The sequence below is a fragment of the Prochlorococcus marinus str. MIT 1013 genome, assembly GCF_027359395.1.
In the GTDB taxonomy this organism is placed as follows: domain Bacteria; phylum Cyanobacteriota; class Cyanobacteriia; order PCC-6307; family Cyanobiaceae; genus Prochlorococcus_B; species Prochlorococcus_B marinus_E.
This window is the reverse complement of sequence record NZ_CP114778.1, coordinates 260206-278623: the sequence shown is the minus strand read 5'-3', so window position 1 is coordinate 278623 and position 18418 is coordinate 260206. Positions and strand designations below refer to the sequence as shown.

The following is an 18418-nucleotide window of genomic DNA, read 5'->3' as shown; positions in this document are numbered from 1 at the left end:
AATTTAATTGATTTGAATTTGTTGCTATTGAACGTTGATAGATGGTGATGAAATCTGATTGGGATTAATAAAATTAGAAATTTTCCTGAGGCCTTGATAACTCATTAGGAACTTCAATATCGCCTTTGTACATGTTAAGGCCGTAAACAAGCTCAATACAACCCCAATACCCAATGTAGCTGCAAAACCTTTAACAAAGCCTGTACCTAAATAAAATAAAGTGATACAACTTATTAAGGTGGTTAAATGACCATCAATGATCGAAGAAAATGCATTTTTAAAGCTGGCATCTATGGAACGAATCAACGTATTTCCTCTACGTAATTCTTCTTTTAGTCTTTCAAAAATAAGAACATTAGCATCAACTGCCATTCCAATACTTAATATAAATCCAGCCATACCAGGAAGGGTTAAGGTAACAGGAAGGAGTGCGTATATAGAAAGAGTAAATAGCGCATAAAAAGACAAAGCTAATACAGCAACAAATCCCGCTAGTTTATAAACAAAAATCATAAATAAAGCTACAAATACTAAACCTGCTAGAGCTGCAAAAAGACTAAGTCGTATATTTTCAGAGCCAAGAGAAGGTCCTATTGTTCTTATTTGAATGATCTCTATCGGTAGAGGTAAAGCTCCGCCTCTTAATTGAACCTCTAATTCCCTTGCCTCATCAGCAGTGAAATCACCGCTAATCTCTGCAGCACCACCAGTTATACCAGCCGTCTCAAATTGTTTGCCAACACTCGCTTCACTATATGAAATTCCATCAATAACAATTCCAAGCAATCGTGAGGTGCCAGCAATAGATTTTGTGAGATCTGCAAATAATTCTCCTCCCTCATTATTGAAGCTTAAAGTGACTTCCCAATTATTAGTATTTTGATCTTGACGTCTTCCTGCATTTGTAAGATATTTACCAGTTAATTTACTAGTTTCAAATAAATTGGCTATCTCTTTACGTATCTCATCTCTTAGCAGGGAGAATTGATCGACATCTAATATTTGGTTGGATTTAATATTAAATTTTTCGAATAAATTATTAATTTCACTATTAGTATTAATCTCTTTTCTCAACTGAGCCGAATTATTATTTTCATCTAATAATTTAAGAATAGATTCGACACTTCTTTTTTGAGTTTGTAAATCTCTTAATTGGGAATCTGTACCATTTTTTTGAATTCTGAATTCAAGTAAAGCAGTTTTTCCTAATGCTTTCGCTGCGCCCGAAGGGTCCTGTTCCCCTGGCAGTTCTAACAACAATTGATTTTTTCCAACAGTTTGAAGTTGAGAATCAGAAACACCTAAGCCATTTACTCTCTTGTCGAGAACTGCCTTAACGCCCTCAATTTCATTTGAAGTAATTTTTGCAATTTCCTCAGTAGGCTGAACCTCTAAGGTGAGTTGACTACCTCCACGAAGATCTAAACCAAGTTGAAAAGGATTTTTGGTTATAGTAAATATACTTAATACACCAAATAAAATGACAAATAGAAACCAATAATTCTTTCTACCCATTATTAATCTACTCCACCATTATTAATAATTTTCTCAGCAGCATCTACTATCTGATGAGGTTGAATGATGGTTAAATTTTCTAAGTTTCCATTATAAGGAGTCGGAATATCCTGACTACTTAAACGTACAGGAGGAGAATCTAAATCATTGAAGCAATTCTCTGTAATTAAAGACATCAATTCAGCTGCAATACCACCTGTTTTCATACATTCTTCAACAATAATTACCCTATGTGTTTTTTTGATGGATTTAGAAATTGTTTCAACATCAAAAGGCTTAAGACTTATTAAATCAATCAATTCAACATCAATTCCTTTCCCTTCAAGAATCTCAACTGCTTTTAAACAGTGATGACGCATTCTCGAATAAGTCAAAATCGTAATGTCATTTCCTTGTTTCACAAGATCGGCTTGATCTAGGGCACAGACATAATCACCCTCAGGTAGCACTTCTGTAAGGTTATATAAAAGAACATGTTCGAAGAAAAGAACAGGATTATTGTCCCTAATTGCAGCTTTCATTAGCCCTTTAGCATTTGTAGGAGTACTACAAGCAACAATTTTTATACCAGGAACTGCATGAAAATAGGCTTCAAGTCTTTGACTGTGTTCAGCACCTAATTGTCTTCCAACGCCTCCAGGGCCTCTAACAACTGTTGGAATAGTAAAATTTCCGCCGCTCGTGTATCTCAGCATTCCCATATTGTTGGATATTTGATTAAAAGCAAGTAGTAAAAAACCCATATTCATACCTTCCACAATTGGTCTTAAACCTGTCATGGCTGCACCAACAGCCATACCAGTAAAACTATTTTCAGCAATTGGTGTATCTAAGACTCTGAACTCTCCATATTTTTCATATAAATCTTTCGTAACTTTATAAGACCCGCCATATTGTCCAACATCCTCACCCATTACGCAGACCAAGTCATCTCTTGCCATTTCTTCATCAATTGCTTCACGAAGAGCATTAAATAAAAGAGTCCCTTTCACAGCTTTAACAGATCGTCCGGATTACCGGTTTGTTACTCCAAACTATCTCAAACAGGGCCTAATTACCCACCTGCAGCAAAAGTCGATAACAGCAATATGGAAAGCAACATCCCAGGAGATAGTAATAAAACCAGAAGTCCTAAATCATGAAGAGTCATAGAAAGATCTAAATATGACAATTTAATATTTAAATACTAATCAGTTTTTTGCTTATTGCCTTCTATCAAACTGCGAATAAATACTAAAAACAAACCCAGTCCAATAAAACCAAACGTAAAAGTTGCAAGAAAGCTAATTCCAATAATTAGTGTTTTAAATCCGGAAGCAATACTCTGAGCAATTGGTGAAGAATAATTAGGAGTATGAATAGAAAAATATAAAACTATTTTTTTACTAATAAAGAGGCTTAATAGGCTAAAAGATAAACTCGTAATCGAACCTGATAGAAAGCTCAAGGGGCCTTTCTTTGGCTCAGAGCTAGCAGTATCTAAAGGGCTTAATGAGGGATTGGCTGATTCATCGGATTCATTGTTAAACCCATTACTAGGTGAATTCATTTCGTAATTGAACTCCATTAGACATCATTGAACATGCCCAAGCTGATAAACCAGCTCTTTCAAATTCATTAACATGTTCTTTAAGTACTTTATTTGCCTGGTCATAATTTTGAAACAAGGCAAAACAACTTGGACCAGAACCACTCATTGAAACGAGACGGGAATGAGGTAAACGAGACAATATATTCAATGACTTTTCGACCTCTGGTGTTATGGGGCGAACGCTTTTTTGTAAATCATTTTGTATTTCTTTGCGATTATTTAATAGCGACTGATCAGACCAGTCATTAGATCTGATCATGCTTCTCTTGTTCTCAAAATCCCTATCATCTTCAAGATAGCTATCACCATACTGTTCTTTATATGTTTTATATGCAATTGGAGTAGAAACTTGTATTGAAGGATCTTTAACCAAAATAAGACCCAATTTAAACTGATCAAATTTTAATTTTTCTAAAATCTCACCTCTACCAAAACAGATCTGCCTACCTCCTGATATGCAAAAAGGGATATCTGACCCTATTTCTTTTGATAAGTTCTCTAATTCCTCAGTCTTAAGGTTTAACCTCCAGAGTTTATTTAATCCAACCAATGTTGCAGCTGCATCTGTAGATCCGCCTGCCAATCCTGCACCAATAGGGATATTTTTTTCAAGTTTAATCTCAACACCTAATTGTGTATTTCCTACTTTATTTCTCAACAACTTTGCAGCTTTTATTATTAGATTATCCTCACCATTACTTATCTCGTTATTATTAGATCTAAGAGTAATATTATTATCTCCACTTTTTATCATCTTCAATTGATCACTTAAATTAATACTTTGCATGACCATTGCTAATTCATGAAAGCCATCGTTTCTAATACCTAAAATCTCTAGATGTAGATTGATTTTTGCATGTGCTTCTGCGATAAGAAAATCTTTATTTGCTTTGGAAGGGACCATTTTCAATAACACAAGTTTCTTTTAAAGCTTTTGCCAAGGCGAACCAATTGGAAGGTGAAATTTCCTGTGGTCTTTGATCAAGACTAATACCTCTGTAGGCTAAAAATTCGTTTATCTGATCGTTAGAAGTAACAAAACTTCCAATCGTGTTTCGTAATTTCTTTCTTCTACCAGCAAAAGCATGTTTCAAAAGTTGCTCTAACAAATTCCCTATTTTATAAAAATCTGGCTCACTAGGTACGAAGGGTGAAATCTTAACTACTTTGGAATCCACCTTAGGTGCCGGTTGAAAACATTTAGAGGGCACATCACATACGAGATTACATTTTGCTAAAAGCTGAATCCGTACACTTAAGGCACTAAAGTTACTAGTTCCAGGTAAGGCTACAAGTCTTTGTGCAACTTCCTTTTGCATAAGTAAAACTAAAGTTTCAAAACTATATTCAGGTCCTTTTCTTAATTCACCAATCAATCTTTTTAATAGTGGCCCCGTGATGTTATATGGAATGTTAGCTACAACCTTGTTAATAGTCAGTCCATTTTCAGCCTCCAGTGGAGCAGATAGAACATCCCCCTCTTTCAAACTAAATTTAATTTGACGACTAAAACGTTTTTTCAAACCAACAACCAAATCTCTATCCAGCTCAATTGCTTGGATGAATCTTGCTTGGGATTCAATTAATTTTTCAGTTAAAGCTCCTTTACCTGGACCAACTTCTAATACGCAATCTTCAGAATTCAATTCGGCAGCTTTAACTATTTGATCCAAGACAACCTGGTCTTTCAACCAATGTTGCCCAAAGCGTTTTCTAGGGATATGCCTAAAATAATTCAAAGTGTTATCACCCATACGAACAATCTTCAAACCACATTAGAAACAATCACATATTTCACTCAAATAAAAATAAATTATTTAAAATATACTCACAAGAAGATCTTCAATCAATATACATTTTTTAAAATGACTTTTGATAGCCATAGCCTTGAACGCTTAAAAGAACTAGGACGAAAACTTCCTAAAGAAATATCAAAACCTCAATCAAATGAATTAAAAAATCAAAAAGAAACAAAAAATCACAAGTTACACCCTGTTGAAATCGAAACAAACCCTGAACAACTTTTTCGAGAGTTGATGGAAATAAGTTCCGATGGCAATGTACCACCTCATTTATTAGAAAGACTGAAAAAACTTGAATCAAATAATGTGAAAATTTCTTCCAACTTAGATCCATCTATCAATGAAAATTCTAAAGATCTTACAAGTGAAGACTCACTAAACCTATATACCCAATTTCAACAATTTCTACTCGAAGATGATATCGATTAGAAATATCTTTTTTATGCTTAATATTTCACATTACAAAATCATTGCCATTGGAAAAATTAAAAAAAAATGGATTCAAGAAGGTATAGAAATGTACTTAAAAAGATTACCTGGTTTAAAAATTATAGAAATAAAAGACAACAACCAAACAAAAGAAGAACATATGATCAAAGAAATCATAACGAAAAATGAAATCCTCGTAACTCTTAATGAAAATGGAGAATCTTTAACTTCAAATCAACTAGCAACAAAACTTCTAAATTCTCACAATCAAAATATTATTTTTGTTATTGGAGGTGCTTCGGGCCTCCCTCCTTCCCTCAACAATTCCGCCTCTTGGCAACTAAGTCTTTCACATTTAACTTTTCAACATGAAATAGCTCGCCTTTTACTAATAGAACAACTCTACCGCGCAAAAACCATTACCCAAGGAGGTCCTTACCACAAGGAATAAAAATACACAAACAGTATAGTTCGTATGTACTATACTGTTTGTGTTGATCTGGGCCTATGGATTCAAAGAGTTCGCACTCTTCATTAAATGAAGATTCGTCGACAATATTAATTCCATTAGTAACAGAAACTATTTCGGCAGGTTTCCCTTCTCCTGCAGAAGACTACATAGAACTCGGGATCGATCTAAATAAATACTTAATCAAAAATCCAATAAGTACGTTCTTTCTACGTGTAAGCGGTAGTTCAATGAATAACGCAGGCATTTATAATAATGATTTATTAATAATAGATCGCAGTATAAATCCAAAGTCTGGACATATTGTAGTTGCTCTCTTGGATGGAGAATTTACTTTAAAAAGACTTATAAAAAAGCAAGATAATTATTATCTAAGAGCAGATAAAGAAAATTATCCAGCAATAAACATATATGAATATATAGATATACAAATATGGGGAGTAGCGATTTATTCGATACATGAACTAAAAAAAACAAAAGCCTAATTATGTCCAAAGCAATACTTCAAATTGATGGAAATAATTTCTATGCCTCGTGTGAACAATTGATCGATCCTTCTATAAAAGGAAAGGGCTTAGTTGTACTTTCGAATAATGATGGATGCATAATAGCTCGCAGTTCAGAGGCTAGAAAGATGGGAATCCCTATGGGACAGCCTTATTTCAAGTTAAAGAATAAGCTAACTCAATTAAATATAAAAGTAAGAAGTTCAAATTATGAGCTTTACGGTGATATAAGTAATCGATTAATGCAACTACTAAGAAATAATTGTGAAGAGCTGGAAATCTATTCTATAGATGAAGCATTTGGAACGATAAAACGTCCAAAAGATAAGTGCTTATATCAATGGGGAAAAGATTTAAGAGCTTTAGTTTATCAAAACATAGGAATACCAATAGCTATCGGTATTGGTGAGACAAAAGTTTTATCAAAAATTTCTAATCATCTAGCAAAAAGAATACAAAACAATTCAGGTATCTTTGATATAGGTATTATTCGAAACAAAGATCCTTATCTTAATCTAATTAAAGTAGATAAAGTTTGGGGGATAGGTAAAAGAATGTCCATATGGCTAAAGAGCAAAGGGGTCACTAATGCTCTAGAGCTTAGAGATATGTCAAACGACCAAATCAAAGAAAAATATGGTGTTGTTGGTCTACGTATTCAAAATGAATTAAAAGGAAAGCTCTGTATCCCAATAAAAGAAAAATCATCAGATCGAAAAGAAATCTGTGTAAGCAGAAGTCTTTCATATCCAATAGATAGTTTAGAAGAATTGAGTCAAGTAATCATTAAATATGTCTTAATCGCAAGTGCTAAACTTCGAAAATATAATCAATCATCTTCAGCAATCACAGTTTTTACGAATACAAATACTCATTCAAAAGATTTTTTTAAAAGTGAAGCAACAGAAAAATTAAGCTTCCCAACTTCTAACTCAAAAATAATGATTGATAAAAGTCTATCGCTAACGAAAGAAATTTTTAAACCTTATAAAAAATTTATAAAGGCTGGTGTGATATTGCATAAACTTCAAAGCAATAAATACAAACAAAACCTAATATTTGATAAACAAGATATTCAAGAAGACTTATATCTGCAGAGACTAGATAATATAATAGATAATATTAATTCGAGAAATGGTATAGATACAATAGGTTGGGGATCATCAATTATTGAAAAAGAATGGAGACCGCGAAGAAAAAAACTATCTAGTATAAAGACAACAAATATAGAAAACATTCCAACTATATATGCTAATTAGTAGTTAGTATAATATTTAACAATGATGCTACATATTAGAATTGAAATAAAGTTTTATGCTAAATTAATATAAATAATAATCTTAAAATAAAAAATAATGGAGTTCATAGATTTTTTAGATAGAACAGAAGTAGAAATAATAAAAATAATTGAAAAGGCAGGATATAAAACAGCAGAAAATACAAAACTATGTTTATTAAGTGAAAGCTATGTAGGCTTCTTTGATAGAAAAAAAAAGGAAATTATCATTTGTACAAGCAATGCAAAGATGAGAGGAGGCTATACGCTTCTAAGAAAGAAAGATAAGGATATTCATGAAAGGACAGCCTTACATATAAAAAAAGCTTTAAGACATGAAGCTGTTCATGTTGCTCAAGAATGCAACAATGGAAATCTATTAAAAATAGATAGAAAATTATCAATGAACTCATCGAAATTGAAGGCTTTAAATGGATCTATAAAAATATCTGGAGAGGAAGAAAAGGAAAGACAAGCATATATATTAGAAGACAAACCAAAATTAGTAGAAAAAGAATTAAAAAAATATTGTCTATAATAATCAAGTAATATTAATTGTCTCTAAGTAATTGAATAGCCTTTAATTTACTACTAAAAATCAAAACCATTCCTTGGTCCAAGTAAGAAAGACCAATACAGGTCTTAACAGCCTTAGAATTAACAAGAGCTGTTCCACATGTCTCAAGGATAAGAACAGGAAGAGTAGCAGTCGATCCCTGCATTCTCTGAAGATCGAGAGATTGCTGTACAGCTAACTTTGCTTTAATAAGTCCAATTTTATTGATAAAATTAGGCCAAAGTTCATTAGATAAAGAACATTCTTCTAAATTAAAGGGAGAGGAATTTTTCATTGATAAATATAGCTATTAAAAATTATTTAAAACATCGCTGTTGATCTAAATTTAATATATGTTTTCTCTCAGCATAGTAAAGTTGCTGAAAATTTATAGCGTCATTATTTAACTCTTCAAACATACTAATAACTTTTTGTTCCATATCTGATGAATTACTAGGCTCAGAACTTTCCTGAGCAATAAGAGAGGATATACAGTTTTCAAGAGTCTGTAATCGCTGAGAACTCCATGCATCAATTAAATGTCTACAACGTTTTAAGGATTTTTGCTTTTCTAGAGCAGCTAGGGCTCCACGGATAAGCGACTCAGGGTCACTTAGTGTTGCTAAACGAAGTTCAGAAGCCTCTATTAAAGGGTTAAGTTTAGAAAGATGTTCATTATCATTAACGAGAAAGTTATCTAACAAATTTTTCATTAACTCGACATCGGCTAAAATATTATTTGAATCTTTATAACGATTTATCTTCTCAACAGTTTCAGAACCGAACTTATTCTCCTCAATGTTAGTTATAGTTGACCATATTGCTCGATGATGATTGATTGCAAAATCATCTAAATCCCTTAACCTCAATTCGTAACGAATATATGATCGATAGTTAGGACAGTGAATATAAGTAAAAAGGATGTCTGCTTCGCTTCTTTCTCTTAGACTAACTTCTTGAGGTTTATCATATTTCTTTGAACGTCCGTGCCATCTTTGACCACTGATTTGGCTACGTAAATCTTCTTCTAGTTGCAGAGCGAATCTACCTTGACCTCCACTAAGACGCTGAGCGACCTTCTGTAAATAATGTGTTCTGATAGCTGTTTGAGGTAACTTGCCAAGAAGACTTACTAAAGTACTAACAGCTTCCTGGAATTGATCAGATTTATTTAAATCTAAATCCTTTAATGATTGATCTATTTGCCAATCCATCCAAAGAGGAGATTTCACTGCTAATGCTTCATATTCGGATGGTGAATTATCCTTAAGGAACTCATCTGGATCTTTGCCTGAAGGTAATTGAAGAACTCTTAAATCTAGCTGACCTTGAATAGCAAGGTTTTCTACCTCACTAATAGCGCGATTAGCAGCACGAATCCCAGCATTATCTGAGTCAAAATTTAAAAGGATCTTTTTACTATCGGTAGAACGAGAAAGAAGCGTAATTTGATTACTACTTAAGGCAGTCCCCAAAGAGGCGACAACATTTTTAATGCCAGAATCATGAAGTGCCATAACATCAAAGTACCCTTCAACTACAACTGCATAATCTTTTTTTCTAATTGAAAGGGCTGATTTGTCTAAACCAAAAAGATTTTTACCTTTTTCAAAGATTTCAGTCTCAGGTGAATTTAAATACTTAGGCTCTGACCCATCAAGACTTCTTCCTCCAAAACCAATAACTCTTTTTTGCCTGTCATGTATAGGAACAATAATACGATTACGAAATCTGTCATAAAAACCATTACCACCTTTTCTAGGAACAATTAATCCAGCCAATTCAAGGATCTCAACACTGATTTTTTCTATATCTACAAAATATTTGAGTAATGAATCCCAATTATCTGGTGCATATCCAAGCTCAAAATTAATTAAAGTACCATCACTTAAATGACGCTTATTTTTAAGATAATTAAGAGCATTTTCTCCACATGGTGAATTTAATTGATTTCTAAACCAACCTGTAGCGAGTTTTAAAACACGATAAAGTGTATCTCTACGTGAAATCTGTTGCTTGAGTCTTTCTTGTTGAGGTCCCTCAACTGTGTCTATTGGTACTTGATATTTTTTAGCCAGCTCAAGTACAACATCACTAAAACTTTGCCTTTGAAACTCCATTAAAAATTTAATTGCATTCCCACCCGCACCACATGAAAAACAATAATAAAATTGCTTGCCAGGGATTACTGACATTGAAGGCTTACTATCATCATGAAAAGGACATATTCCAACATATTCTTTACCTTTTTTCTTTAAGACGACGTGTTCACCAACAACATCAACAATGTCTACACGCTCTTTGACAGACTCAATTGTCCTAGGATGTAGTCGAGCAGTAGTCATATGATAATTTTAATTGATCTTTAAATATTTAGTTGAGAGATTTAGAAATTGAGAGAAAAACAACTTACAGATGAATTTAATATTGAAGAAAAAATAAAAGGGATCAAATTTTTAATAGGAAGCGGTTTTGCATTTAGCCTTATGAGTGTTTGTGTTAAGGCAGTTGGGGGGAGGATACCTATCTCAGAGCTTGTTTTTGCTAGGGCTACTATAAGTATAATATTAACAAGATTTTTCTTATATAAAAATAAAATCAACCCTTGGGGATATCAGAAAAAATTATTAATTATAAGAGGTTTACTAGGAACAGTTGCACTATTTTGTATCTTCAAAGCTCTTACAATATTACCAATAGCAACAGCAACAGTAATACAATACATTTATCCCACTTTTACAGTGATATGTGCTTACTTAATTTTAAAAGAATTTATATTAATGAGAATTGTATATTCAATCATTATTGGTTGGATAGGTATTGTTTTAGTTAGTCAACCAGAATTTAATCCCAACAGTAATACTCAAGAAACACTATTAGCGATAATAATTGCAATATTGGGAGCATTGATGACATCATTAGCATATATATGTGTAAGAAAATTATCTTCCAAAGAACACCCTCTTGTTATTATTTACTACTTTCCTTTGGTTTCGATCCCCTTATCTATTCCTTTTATTATTAATGATTTTGTTTTACCAATCGGAACAGATTGGTTCTGGATAATAGGTATCGGTGTTTTTACACAGATTGGTCAACTCTGTATAACAGAGGGTTTAAGACTACTACCAGCTGGCCAAGCAACTTCCCTAAATTATTCCCAGGTTATCTTTGCAAGTATATGGGGAGTATTCATTTTCAAAGAAACAATAACAAGTTCAATTTACTTAGGTGGTTTTTGCGTACTTATTTCCACTATTATTAGTATGAGTGCATCCAAAATCTCACGAGCAAAAATATGAATTGTAAATCTTTAATTTTTTCTATAGTTCTTATTTGCACTGGATCAACAACAATTCTTGCAGATGAGTATCAGCGAGGTTACTCAACAAGTAGAACTTGTACTAGGAACGAATATAGAGAAGAATATATTCCAGGAACAAGAAAAGATCCCGGATATGTCAAGAAGTGGGAGGAAACTGTAGAAGTTCCTTGCCCAGGTGTTGACTCAGGAATTAATACCAATGAATTTGATAACAATGATTGCTCTGAAGGCAAAATTGCAGGAGGTATTTTAGGTGCTGGCTTGGCTACGGCAATATCCAGAGGAAAAGATCGTTGGTGGGCAATTCCAGCCGGTTTAGTAGGAGGCTCAATGGTTGGATGTCAGATTGATGGTGGTTGAGTATATTTAATATTCAGAAAAGTTTAATCAAAACAAATAATGATTAGCTGGTTAAAAGGTGAAATAGTACATAGCTGGCAAATATCCACCAAAAAAGGAGTTGTTCTAAATGTTGGTGGTGTTGGTTATGAAATACAGCTATTACCAAAACACATAGATAAAACAGAGAATTCTAATGAGATTGAATTATGGATTCACCAAATAGATCGAGAAAACGGCTCAAATTTATATGGTTTTCTAGAGGTTAATCAAAGAGATTTATTTCGACAAATTATTGGTGTCAACGGTATTGGTCCACAAATTGGAATTGCATTGTTAGAGGACTTTGAGGTTACCCAATTAGTTAAGGTGATAGATAATAAAGAATCTAATTTGTTAACAAAAACGCAAGGTATAGGAAAACGTATTGCAGAGAGGTTAATAGTTGAGCTAAGAAACAAACTTGAAGCATTTATAGATAATCAAACAAGTCAGGATAACAAAAAAGACATAGTACCTAATCAATTTTCTAAATATATTGATGAAATATGTTTAATTCTAAATTCACTTGGCTATGTAGATAATGAAATAAAAGATTCAATTAAAATAATAACAACCAATGAAAAAGAAAATTCTTTATTATTGAATTCACTATCTGCAGAAAAAAAAGCAGCGCTAATGGACAAACATCTCAAAGAGATTCTTTTGAAATTAAGTGAAAAGAGTACTTGATAGAAGGCTAGGGATTAAATTAGAATTGATAAATAAGAAAAGCTAAAACAAATGTCACTTGGCACAGAAGAGAAACAAAAGCTAATCAACACACATCAAGTACATCCAACTGATACTGGTTCAGTAGAAGTTCAAGTGGCTATGCTTACTACAAGGATTTCAAAATTAAGCAAACATCTTCAAGGCAACATCCATGACTTCTCCTCAAGGCAAGGATTGCTTAAAATGATTGGACAGCGCAAAAGACTTTTAGGTTATGTACGAACCAAAAGTGAAAAAAGGTATACAGAGCTTATAGAAAAATTAGCTATTAGAGGATAATAAATACTATTAGATTCCTGGAAGCTAATGAAAGGTGAGAAAAGAAACAAAAAGAATCAACCTAAAGAAGTTAAAATAGGATTCTCCGGCAACGACTCGGCTCCAAAAATCGTTAAAAACAAATCTTTAAAAACTGCTAGCAAGAAGTCAGGTATTCCAAGCTATGTAGCAAATAGAATGGCAAGAAGAATTGCTTTTACGACAGGTATTCCGACCCTAAGTGGCATGGGAGTATTTATTGGAAGTTATTTTTTAATAAGTAAAGGTATTGCTGAAATATCTCCAACACTCACTCTAGTAAGTTCAGCAATTTGTTTTCTTGTTGGCTTATTAGGATTAAGTTATGGAATACTTTCAGCCAGTTGGGATTTCACCCCAGGCACTTTTCTTGGTTTTGAGAATATAAAGCCAAACATCAATAGAATGAAAGATGCATTTAAAACTAGTCAAAAAGATATTGCAGGTTAAAAGATTTTTTAAAGTACAAGACTTTTACTAGATCTTGCAATAAAGGAATTCTTTGACAAAGAATCTAAAGCCAAGTCAGTATCCTTTACACAAAATTGATCACCTAATCTTACATACCTAGTATTATCATTGTCCTTAAGACAAGCCACAACTGGGATACGAACTCCTAATTCGTTTCTAGCAGGTCTATTTTTCGAAAGACATTCTCTTAATTTATGCTGAACATTGATATCAGTAGCTTGCTCAGGACGAAGATCAATCAATAGAAATCTTAAATCATCAATTTCTCGACAATCATCAATTAGCAGTTGAACAGTTTCATCTCTCCTATCTACGCTGCCCCATATCAATAACCTCGTTTCAACCATCAAATGATCAGATAATCTTTCATAACTTTTTGGGAAGACAACCGCTTCACAAGAACCAGTTAAATCCTCTAGTTGAATAATCGCCATTCTGTCACCTTTTCTAGTTGTAACTTCTCTCATCTCTGGAATCATTGCAATCACACTGACCTTTGACTTATCCTTTTGATCTTCTAAAGAACCAAGGCTGATAGGAGCAATCAATTTTGCAGGTTCTGAAAGTTGCTTCAAAGGATGATCCGATAAATAGAAGCCAACATGCTCTTTTTCTAGTTTAAGTTTGTCTGAAGGAAGGTACTCGTTGACTTTTTTAGCCTTTGGAGCAGATGAAAAATCATCAGTCGGTGATGATTCATTATTTGTGGAAGTAGAAAGATCGAAAAGATTACCTTGACCACTAGTTCTATCTTTTGCTCTACAAGAAGCCCATTCAATAGTTAAATCCAAATCAGCAATAAGCTGAGCGCGATTTGCATTTTCTTCAAGGCAATCAAGCGCTCCACTATGTATCAAGGCCTCAAGACCTCTTCGGTTAACAGCACTAAGTGAAATTCGATCACAGAATTGTGCTAAAGAAGTAAATTCGCCATCTTTATCTCTAGAGGTAATAATTTTTCTAATTGCACCATCACCTAAATTTTTTACAGCCGAAAAACCAAAAAGAATTGAATTATCTTTTGGAGTGAAATCAACACCAGAGGTATTGATGTTTGGAGGCATTACGTTTATGCCCATTGAATTACAGTTAGAAATGTATCTTTGAACCTTGTCAGTCGAGCCAGCATTAACGGTAAGCAATGCCGCCATATAAGCGACAGGATAATGTGCTTTCAAATAAGCAGTCTGATAAGTAACCGCGCCATAAGCTGTTGAATGACTTTTGTTAAAGCAATATTCAGCAAACAAAACCATTTGATCAAATAACTGTTCAGCAACATTGGCTGAAACGCCATTCTTAACAGCCCCATCAACAAATAGCGTTCTATGACGCTGCATTTCGGATACTTTTTTCTTACCCATTGCCCTTCTTAATAAATCTGCTTGACCAAGCGAATATCCTGCCAAGTCTTGGGCGATCTTCATGATCTGCTCTTGATAAACCATGATTCCATACGTCTCACTTAAAATCGGCTCAAGTGACTGATGTTGAAAATCAATACTCTCCTTACCATGTTTTCTATTTATAAATTTAGGAATTAACCCTGCATCAAGAGGACCTGGACGATAAAGGGCAAGAATTGAAGAAATATCCTCAAGAGACGAAGGTTTAAGATCTTTTACTATTTGTCTCATTCCACTAGATTCAAGTTGAAAAATACCTTCTAAATCGCCCCTAGAAAGTAAGTCGAATGTTTTTTTATCTGTGAAAGGCAAAGTATCAGGATCTAATCTCCTACCAATTGATTTCTCAATTAAATTAATTGTCTTTTCGATCATTGTAAGATTTCTAAGTCCTAAGAAGTCCATCTTCAAAAGGCCAAGTGATTCAATATCTTCCATAAAGTATTGAGTGATTATTTGTCCATCATTGTTTCTTTGAAGAGGAACTAAATTATCAAGTGAATTAGCAGCAATAACAACACCTGCTGCATGCACACCAAAAGTCTTATTTGTCCCTTCTATCCTCATTGCCATATCAACCCATTTCTTTACTCTAGAATCTTTATTATATTTTTCATAGAAATCCTTATTTGGCGATTCTTTTGAAATCATAGATGACAATTTTGCCGGCTTACCCCTTACAACTGGAATTAATTTAGCTAAACGATCTGCATCTCCATATGGAATATCAAGTACACGGGCGACATCTTTCAAAACAGCCTTAGATGTCATTCTGTTAAAAGTAATTATCTGTGCAACTTTATCTTCACCATACTTTTTAGTTACATAATCTATAACTTCACCACGTCTTTCAATACAAAAATCAGTATCAATATCAGGCATTGACTTTCTCTCAGGATTGAGAAATCTTTCAAATAATAAACCATTTTCTACTGGGTCAATATTAGTTATATGAAGAGAAAAAGCGACTAAAGAACCAGCTGCTGATCCTCTGCCTGGGCCTACAGGAATATTTTGCTCTCTTGCAAATCTAATATAATCCCATACAACAAGAAAATAAGTGGGAAACCCCATTTGTTCTATTACTTGTAACTCATAATCAAGTCTTTCTTTATATGCAATTGGAAAATTTTGAAATTTAGTAATATCTAAAATTTCTTTCAAACCGTTGATAGTTATCTCTTTAAGATATTCGATTGGTTTATAACCATTAGGTATAGGAAAATTTGGCATCTTATAAGTCCCTAATATCGTATATTCTTCAACCTTGTTTGATAGTTTAACTGTATTTTCTATTGCACTATTTATAACATGATTGTCTAAATGATCAGTAAATAAACTTCTCATTTCCTCCTCAGATTTAATATATTCAGTCCCTGTATATCGTAATCTTTTGTGATCACTTATTAATTTTCCAGTCAAAACACAAATAAGTGCATCATGTGCTTCAATATCATTCTTTGATACATAATGTGCATCATTAGTAGCAATAATTTGGATATCAAGTTCTTGAGATATTTTGACTATTTCACTATTAACAATTCTATCCTCAATTGATCCATGGTCTTGAATTTCAAGATAAAAATCATCGCCCAAAATTTGTTTATACCAAGCGGCCACTTCTCTAGCAACGTCATTTCTACCTTTTAAAATCGCTTGTGGAATTTCACCACCTAAGCAAGCTGTTGAACAAATCAATCCCTCGCTATATTTTTTGAATAAAGACTTATCTATACATGGTCTTGAAAAAATACCTCTTCCTCTAACACCGTTTAAATGACTAAGCGTTGTTAACTTTACGAGATTTTCATAACCAATTTGGTTTTTCGCTACAACAACAAGATGATATCTTTTTTCTTTTTTGGGCTGAGGATCATCAATTGAACCATTGATAACGTACATCTCATTCCCAATAATTGGCTTTATATTTGCGGCCTTACATAACTTCAATAATTCAATCGCACCATACATTACTCCATGATCAGTCAGGGCAAGAGCTGGCATCCCCAATTCCTTTGCTCTTTGAACCATTAAAGGGAGTTGACTGGCTCCATCAAGAAGGCTGTAGTCACTATGATTATGAATGGGAACAAAAGTCATTAATATTCCACTAAACTACACTGCATGTAGTGTAGCGATAATTATAATCTCCACATGAAGTGGTTCAAACTTTATAACGTGAAATCTGTTTTAGGCCTACTTTTATAAACCTCAGCAGCTTTCTCAAATTGATTAGCTACTTGAAGAAGCTTACCTTCTTCAAAAATATTTCCAATTAGCTGTAAGCCTATTGGCAAACCAGATTTATCAAAACCACATGGCAGGCTGATTGCAGGCAATCCTGCTAAATTTGCTGGAATCGTTAATAAATCCGATAGATACATCGCCATTGGATTGTCAATATTTTCTCGAGAACCGAAAGCAGTTGTAGGTGCTGTTGGAGCTAACAAAACATCTACTTTTTTAAAAGCATCATCAAAGTCTCTACGTATCAAAGTTCGAACTTGCTGGGCCTTCTTGTAGTAAGCATCAACATAACCAGCGGATAGGGCATAGGTTCCAATAAGAATTCTTCGTTTAACTTCACTTCCAAAGCCAAGTGCTCGACTTTTGGAGGTCATTTCAATAAGAGATTGTTCATCTTCAGCGCGGAATCCATATTTGACTCCGTCGTATCTAGCTAAATTCGCTGAAGCTTCAGATGGGGCAATAACGTAATAAGTAGCAATTCCATCATTGAAACGAGGACAAGAAACATTAACAATTTCTGCACCTAAGTTTTCTAGCAGCGAGGCAGAGCCAAGAACAGATTCTTTAACATCAGCAGCTAAACCTTCATGATCAAAGCAGTTATCAATTAAACCTATTTTTATGCCCTTAATTGACTTAGAAAGGGTCTCTAAATAATTAGGAACAGGAACATCAACAGTAGTTGAATCAAACTCATCTTTGCCTGCTATAACTTGTAAAATTTCAGCTGCATCAGAAACATTATTAGCAAATGGACCAACTTGATCTAAAGAACTAGCAAAAGCTATTAAACCCCATCGACTTACTCGACCATAAGTTGGCTTCATACCAACAACGCCACAAAAAGAAGCTGGTTGTCGGATTGACCCGCCAGTATCAGAGCCCAGAGATCCGTAACACAATCCTGCAGCAACAGAAGCAGCACTACCACCTGAGCTGCCACCAGGAACTTTTGTTATGTTCCATGGATTCAAGGTAGGACCAAATGCAGAGGTTTCTGTAGAGCTCCCCATCGCAAATTCATCCATATTTGTCTTGCCAATCATTATTGCTCCTGCGTTCAAAAGTTTTTTAGTAACTGTTGATTCGTACGGGGGGACAAAATTGTCCAAAATCTTGCTTGCGCAAGTTGTCTTAATTCCTTTTGTACAAAGGTTGTCTTTAATAGCAATGGGAATTCCAGACAAAGGCGGTAAATAGTCACCAGAAGCTATTTGTTTATCGATATGTTCAGCTTTGCTTAGAGCCAGCTCAGTATTAACGATTAAAAAGGAATTCAGAGTTGGATCTAATTCATTTATTCGGTTTATTTTTTTTTGAACAAGCTCCTTGGAAGAGACCTCACCACTTTTCAATTTCTGGCGTAAGTCTTCAAAAGTCATTATTAAATTATAAAAAAAATATTTTTAAGC

The 18418-nt window shown here is 33.8% G+C and carries 19 protein-coding genes; 10 read left to right on the top strand and 9 right to left on the bottom strand.

The genetic code is table 11. The features are described 5' to 3' along the window. Positions 1-24: 24 nt before the first annotated feature. From secD to rsmA, 5 genes are all read right to left on the bottom strand, one after another. Entirely contained in the window at positions 25-1515 is a 1491-nt protein-coding gene (gene secD / locus O5633_RS01500) for a protein translocase subunit SecD (protein WP_269610263.1), read from the bottom strand. Positions 1516-1517: 2 nt separating this feature from the next. Then, entirely contained in the window at positions 1518-2507 is a 990-nt protein-coding gene (locus tag O5633_RS01495) for a pyruvate dehydrogenase complex E1 component subunit beta (protein ID WP_269610262.1), read from the bottom strand. 194 nt (positions 2508-2701) lie between these two features. After that, the gene (locus O5633_RS01490) at positions 2702-3064 is read right to left on the bottom strand and encodes a DUF3082 domain-containing protein (RefSeq protein WP_269610261.1); all 363 of its coding nucleotides are present in this window, start codon (positions 3062-3064) and stop codon (positions 2702-2704) included. Beyond that, a complete protein-coding gene (gene ispE / locus O5633_RS01485) occupies positions 3051-4010 on the bottom strand; it encodes a 4-(cytidine 5'-diphospho)-2-C-methyl-D-erythritol kinase (protein ID WP_269610260.1) in 960 nt (319 codons plus the stop codon). Before ispE ends, O5633_RS01490 begins: the two co-directional genes overlap by 14 nt. Continuing rightward, positions 3988-4860, bottom strand: a complete 873-nt coding sequence (rsmA, locus tag O5633_RS01480; RefSeq protein WP_269610259.1) for a 16S rRNA (adenine(1518)-N(6)/adenine(1519)-N(6))-dimethyltransferase RsmA — start codon at positions 4858-4860, stop codon at positions 3988-3990. Before rsmA ends, ispE begins: the two co-directional genes overlap by 23 nt. 111 nt (positions 4861-4971) lie before the next feature. On the opposite strand from rsmA, the gene O5633_RS01475 reads away from it, so the two are divergent. The 5 genes from O5633_RS01475 (at position 4972) to O5633_RS01455 (ending at position 8126) form a co-directional block, all read left to right on the top strand. Next, positions 4972-5337: a hypothetical protein gene (locus O5633_RS01475; RefSeq protein ID WP_269610258.1), complete on the top strand. Its 366-nt coding sequence runs from the start codon at positions 4972-4974 to the stop codon at positions 5335-5337. Positions 5338-5350: 13 nt separating this feature from the next. Beyond that, positions 5351-5788 (top strand): 23S rRNA (pseudouridine(1915)-N(3))-methyltransferase RlmH, encoded by a 438-nt coding sequence (locus O5633_RS01470; protein ID WP_269610257.1) that lies wholly within the window; start codon positions 5351-5353, stop codon positions 5786-5788. 56 nt (positions 5789-5844) lie between these two features. After that, complete coding sequence (locus O5633_RS01465; RefSeq protein WP_269610256.1) at positions 5845-6291, top strand: LexA family protein; 447 nt, start codon at positions 5845-5847, stop codon at positions 6289-6291. A gap of 2 nt (positions 6292-6293) precedes the next feature. Continuing rightward, on the top strand, positions 6294-7571 hold the full coding sequence (locus O5633_RS01460) for a Y-family DNA polymerase (RefSeq protein WP_269610255.1): 1278 nt from the start codon (positions 6294-6296) through the stop codon (positions 7569-7571). A gap of 96 nt (positions 7572-7667) precedes the next feature. Beyond that, positions 7668-8126, top strand: a complete 459-nt coding sequence (locus O5633_RS01455; protein ID WP_269610254.1) for a serine hydroxymethyltransferase — start codon at positions 7668-7670, stop codon at positions 8124-8126. A 13-nt stretch (positions 8127-8139) separates the two neighbouring features. Here the strand turns inward: O5633_RS01455 and O5633_RS01450 are convergent, their stop codons facing one another. Beyond that, positions 8140-8439, bottom strand: coding sequence for a hypothetical protein (locus tag O5633_RS01450; RefSeq protein WP_269610253.1), 300 nt, complete (start codon positions 8437-8439; stop codon positions 8140-8142). A 22-nt stretch (positions 8440-8461) separates the two neighbouring features. Then, positions 8462-10489, bottom strand: coding sequence for a DNA primase (gene dnaG, locus O5633_RS01445; RefSeq protein WP_269610252.1), 2028 nt, complete (start codon positions 10487-10489; stop codon positions 8462-8464). Positions 10490-10537: 48 nt separating this feature from the next. Between dnaG and O5633_RS01440 the strand changes: the two genes are divergently transcribed. Genes O5633_RS01440 through O5633_RS01420 form a run of 5 tightly spaced genes read left to right on the top strand, consistent with a single transcriptional unit; the run spans position 10538 to position 13329 of the window. Further along, a complete protein-coding gene (locus tag O5633_RS01440; protein ID WP_269610251.1) occupies positions 10538-11446 on the top strand; it encodes a DMT family transporter in 909 nt (302 codons plus the stop codon). Then, a complete protein-coding gene (locus O5633_RS01435; RefSeq protein WP_269610250.1) occupies positions 11443-11829 on the top strand; it encodes a glycine zipper 2TM domain-containing protein in 387 nt (128 codons plus the stop codon). The genes O5633_RS01440 and O5633_RS01435 overlap by 4 nt, the downstream gene beginning before the upstream one ends. Before the next feature lie 39 nt (positions 11830-11868). Then, positions 11869-12540, top strand: a complete 672-nt coding sequence (ruvA, locus tag O5633_RS01430; protein WP_269610249.1) for a Holliday junction branch migration protein RuvA — start codon at positions 11869-11871, stop codon at positions 12538-12540. A 51-nt stretch (positions 12541-12591) separates the two neighbouring features. Beyond that, the gene (gene rpsO / locus O5633_RS01425; protein WP_269610248.1) at positions 12592-12861 is read left to right on the top strand and encodes a 30S ribosomal protein S15; all 270 of its coding nucleotides are present in this window, start codon (positions 12592-12594) and stop codon (positions 12859-12861) included. 27 nt (positions 12862-12888) lie between these two features. Next, the gene (locus O5633_RS01420) at positions 12889-13329 is read left to right on the top strand and encodes a PAM68 family protein (RefSeq protein ID WP_269610247.1); all 441 of its coding nucleotides are present in this window, start codon (positions 12889-12891) and stop codon (positions 13327-13329) included. A gap of 8 nt (positions 13330-13337) precedes the next feature. Here the strand turns inward: O5633_RS01420 and O5633_RS01415 are convergent, their stop codons facing one another. Both O5633_RS01415 and gatA read right to left on the bottom strand, forming a co-directional pair. Then, positions 13338-16856, bottom strand: a complete 3519-nt coding sequence (locus O5633_RS01415) for a DNA polymerase III subunit alpha (RefSeq protein ID WP_269610245.1) — start codon at positions 16854-16856, stop codon at positions 13338-13340. A gap of 71 nt (positions 16857-16927) precedes the next feature. Further along, positions 16928-18388: an Asp-tRNA(Asn)/Glu-tRNA(Gln) amidotransferase subunit GatA gene (gene gatA, locus O5633_RS01410; RefSeq protein ID WP_269610244.1), complete on the bottom strand. Its 1461-nt coding sequence runs from the start codon at positions 18386-18388 to the stop codon at positions 16928-16930. Positions 18389-18418: the final 30 nt, after the last annotated feature.

Coding starts and splice junctions, on each gene's coding strand:
- secD (WP_269610263.1), bottom strand. CDS start 1,515: ATGGGTAGAAAGAATTATTGGTTTCTATTTGTCATTTTATTTGGTGTA.
- O5633_RS01490 (WP_269610261.1), bottom strand. CDS start 3,064: ATGAATTCACCTAGTAATGGGTTTAACAATGAATCCGATGAATCAGCC.
- ispE (WP_269610260.1), bottom strand. CDS start 4,010: ATGGTCCCTTCCAAAGCAAATAAAGATTTTCTTATCGCAGAAGCACAT.
- rsmA (WP_269610259.1), bottom strand. CDS start 4,860: ATGGGTGATAACACTTTGAATTATTTTAGGCATATCCCTAGAAAACGC.
- O5633_RS01475 (WP_269610258.1), top strand. CDS start 4,972: ATGACTTTTGATAGCCATAGCCTTGAACGCTTAAAAGAACTAGGACGA.
- O5633_RS01470 (WP_269610257.1), top strand. CDS start 5,351: ATGCTTAATATTTCACATTACAAAATCATTGCCATTGGAAAAATTAAA.
- O5633_RS01465 (WP_269610256.1), top strand. CDS start 5,845: ATGGATTCAAAGAGTTCGCACTCTTCATTAAATGAAGATTCGTCGACA.
- O5633_RS01460 (WP_269610255.1), top strand. CDS start 6,294: ATGTCCAAAGCAATACTTCAAATTGATGGAAATAATTTCTATGCCTCG.
- O5633_RS01455 (WP_269610254.1), top strand. CDS start 7,668: ATGGAGTTCATAGATTTTTTAGATAGAACAGAAGTAGAAATAATAAAA.
- O5633_RS01450 (WP_269610253.1), bottom strand. CDS start 8,439: ATGAAAAATTCCTCTCCCTTTAATTTAGAAGAATGTTCTTTATCTAAT.
- dnaG (WP_269610252.1), bottom strand. CDS start 10,489: ATGACTACTGCTCGACTACATCCTAGGACAATTGAGTCTGTCAAAGAG.
- O5633_RS01435 (WP_269610250.1), top strand. CDS start 11,443: ATGAATTGTAAATCTTTAATTTTTTCTATAGTTCTTATTTGCACTGGA.
- ruvA (WP_269610249.1), top strand. CDS start 11,869: ATGATTAGCTGGTTAAAAGGTGAAATAGTACATAGCTGGCAAATATCC.
- rpsO (WP_269610248.1), top strand. CDS start 12,592: ATGTCACTTGGCACAGAAGAGAAACAAAAGCTAATCAACACACATCAA.
- O5633_RS01420 (WP_269610247.1), top strand. CDS start 12,889: ATGAAAGGTGAGAAAAGAAACAAAAAGAATCAACCTAAAGAAGTTAAA.
- O5633_RS01415 (WP_269610245.1), bottom strand. CDS start 16,856: ATGACTTTTGTTCCCATTCATAATCATAGTGACTACAGCCTTCTTGAT.
- gatA (WP_269610244.1), bottom strand. CDS start 18,388: ATGACTTTTGAAGACTTACGCCAGAAATTGAAAAGTGGTGAGGTCTCT.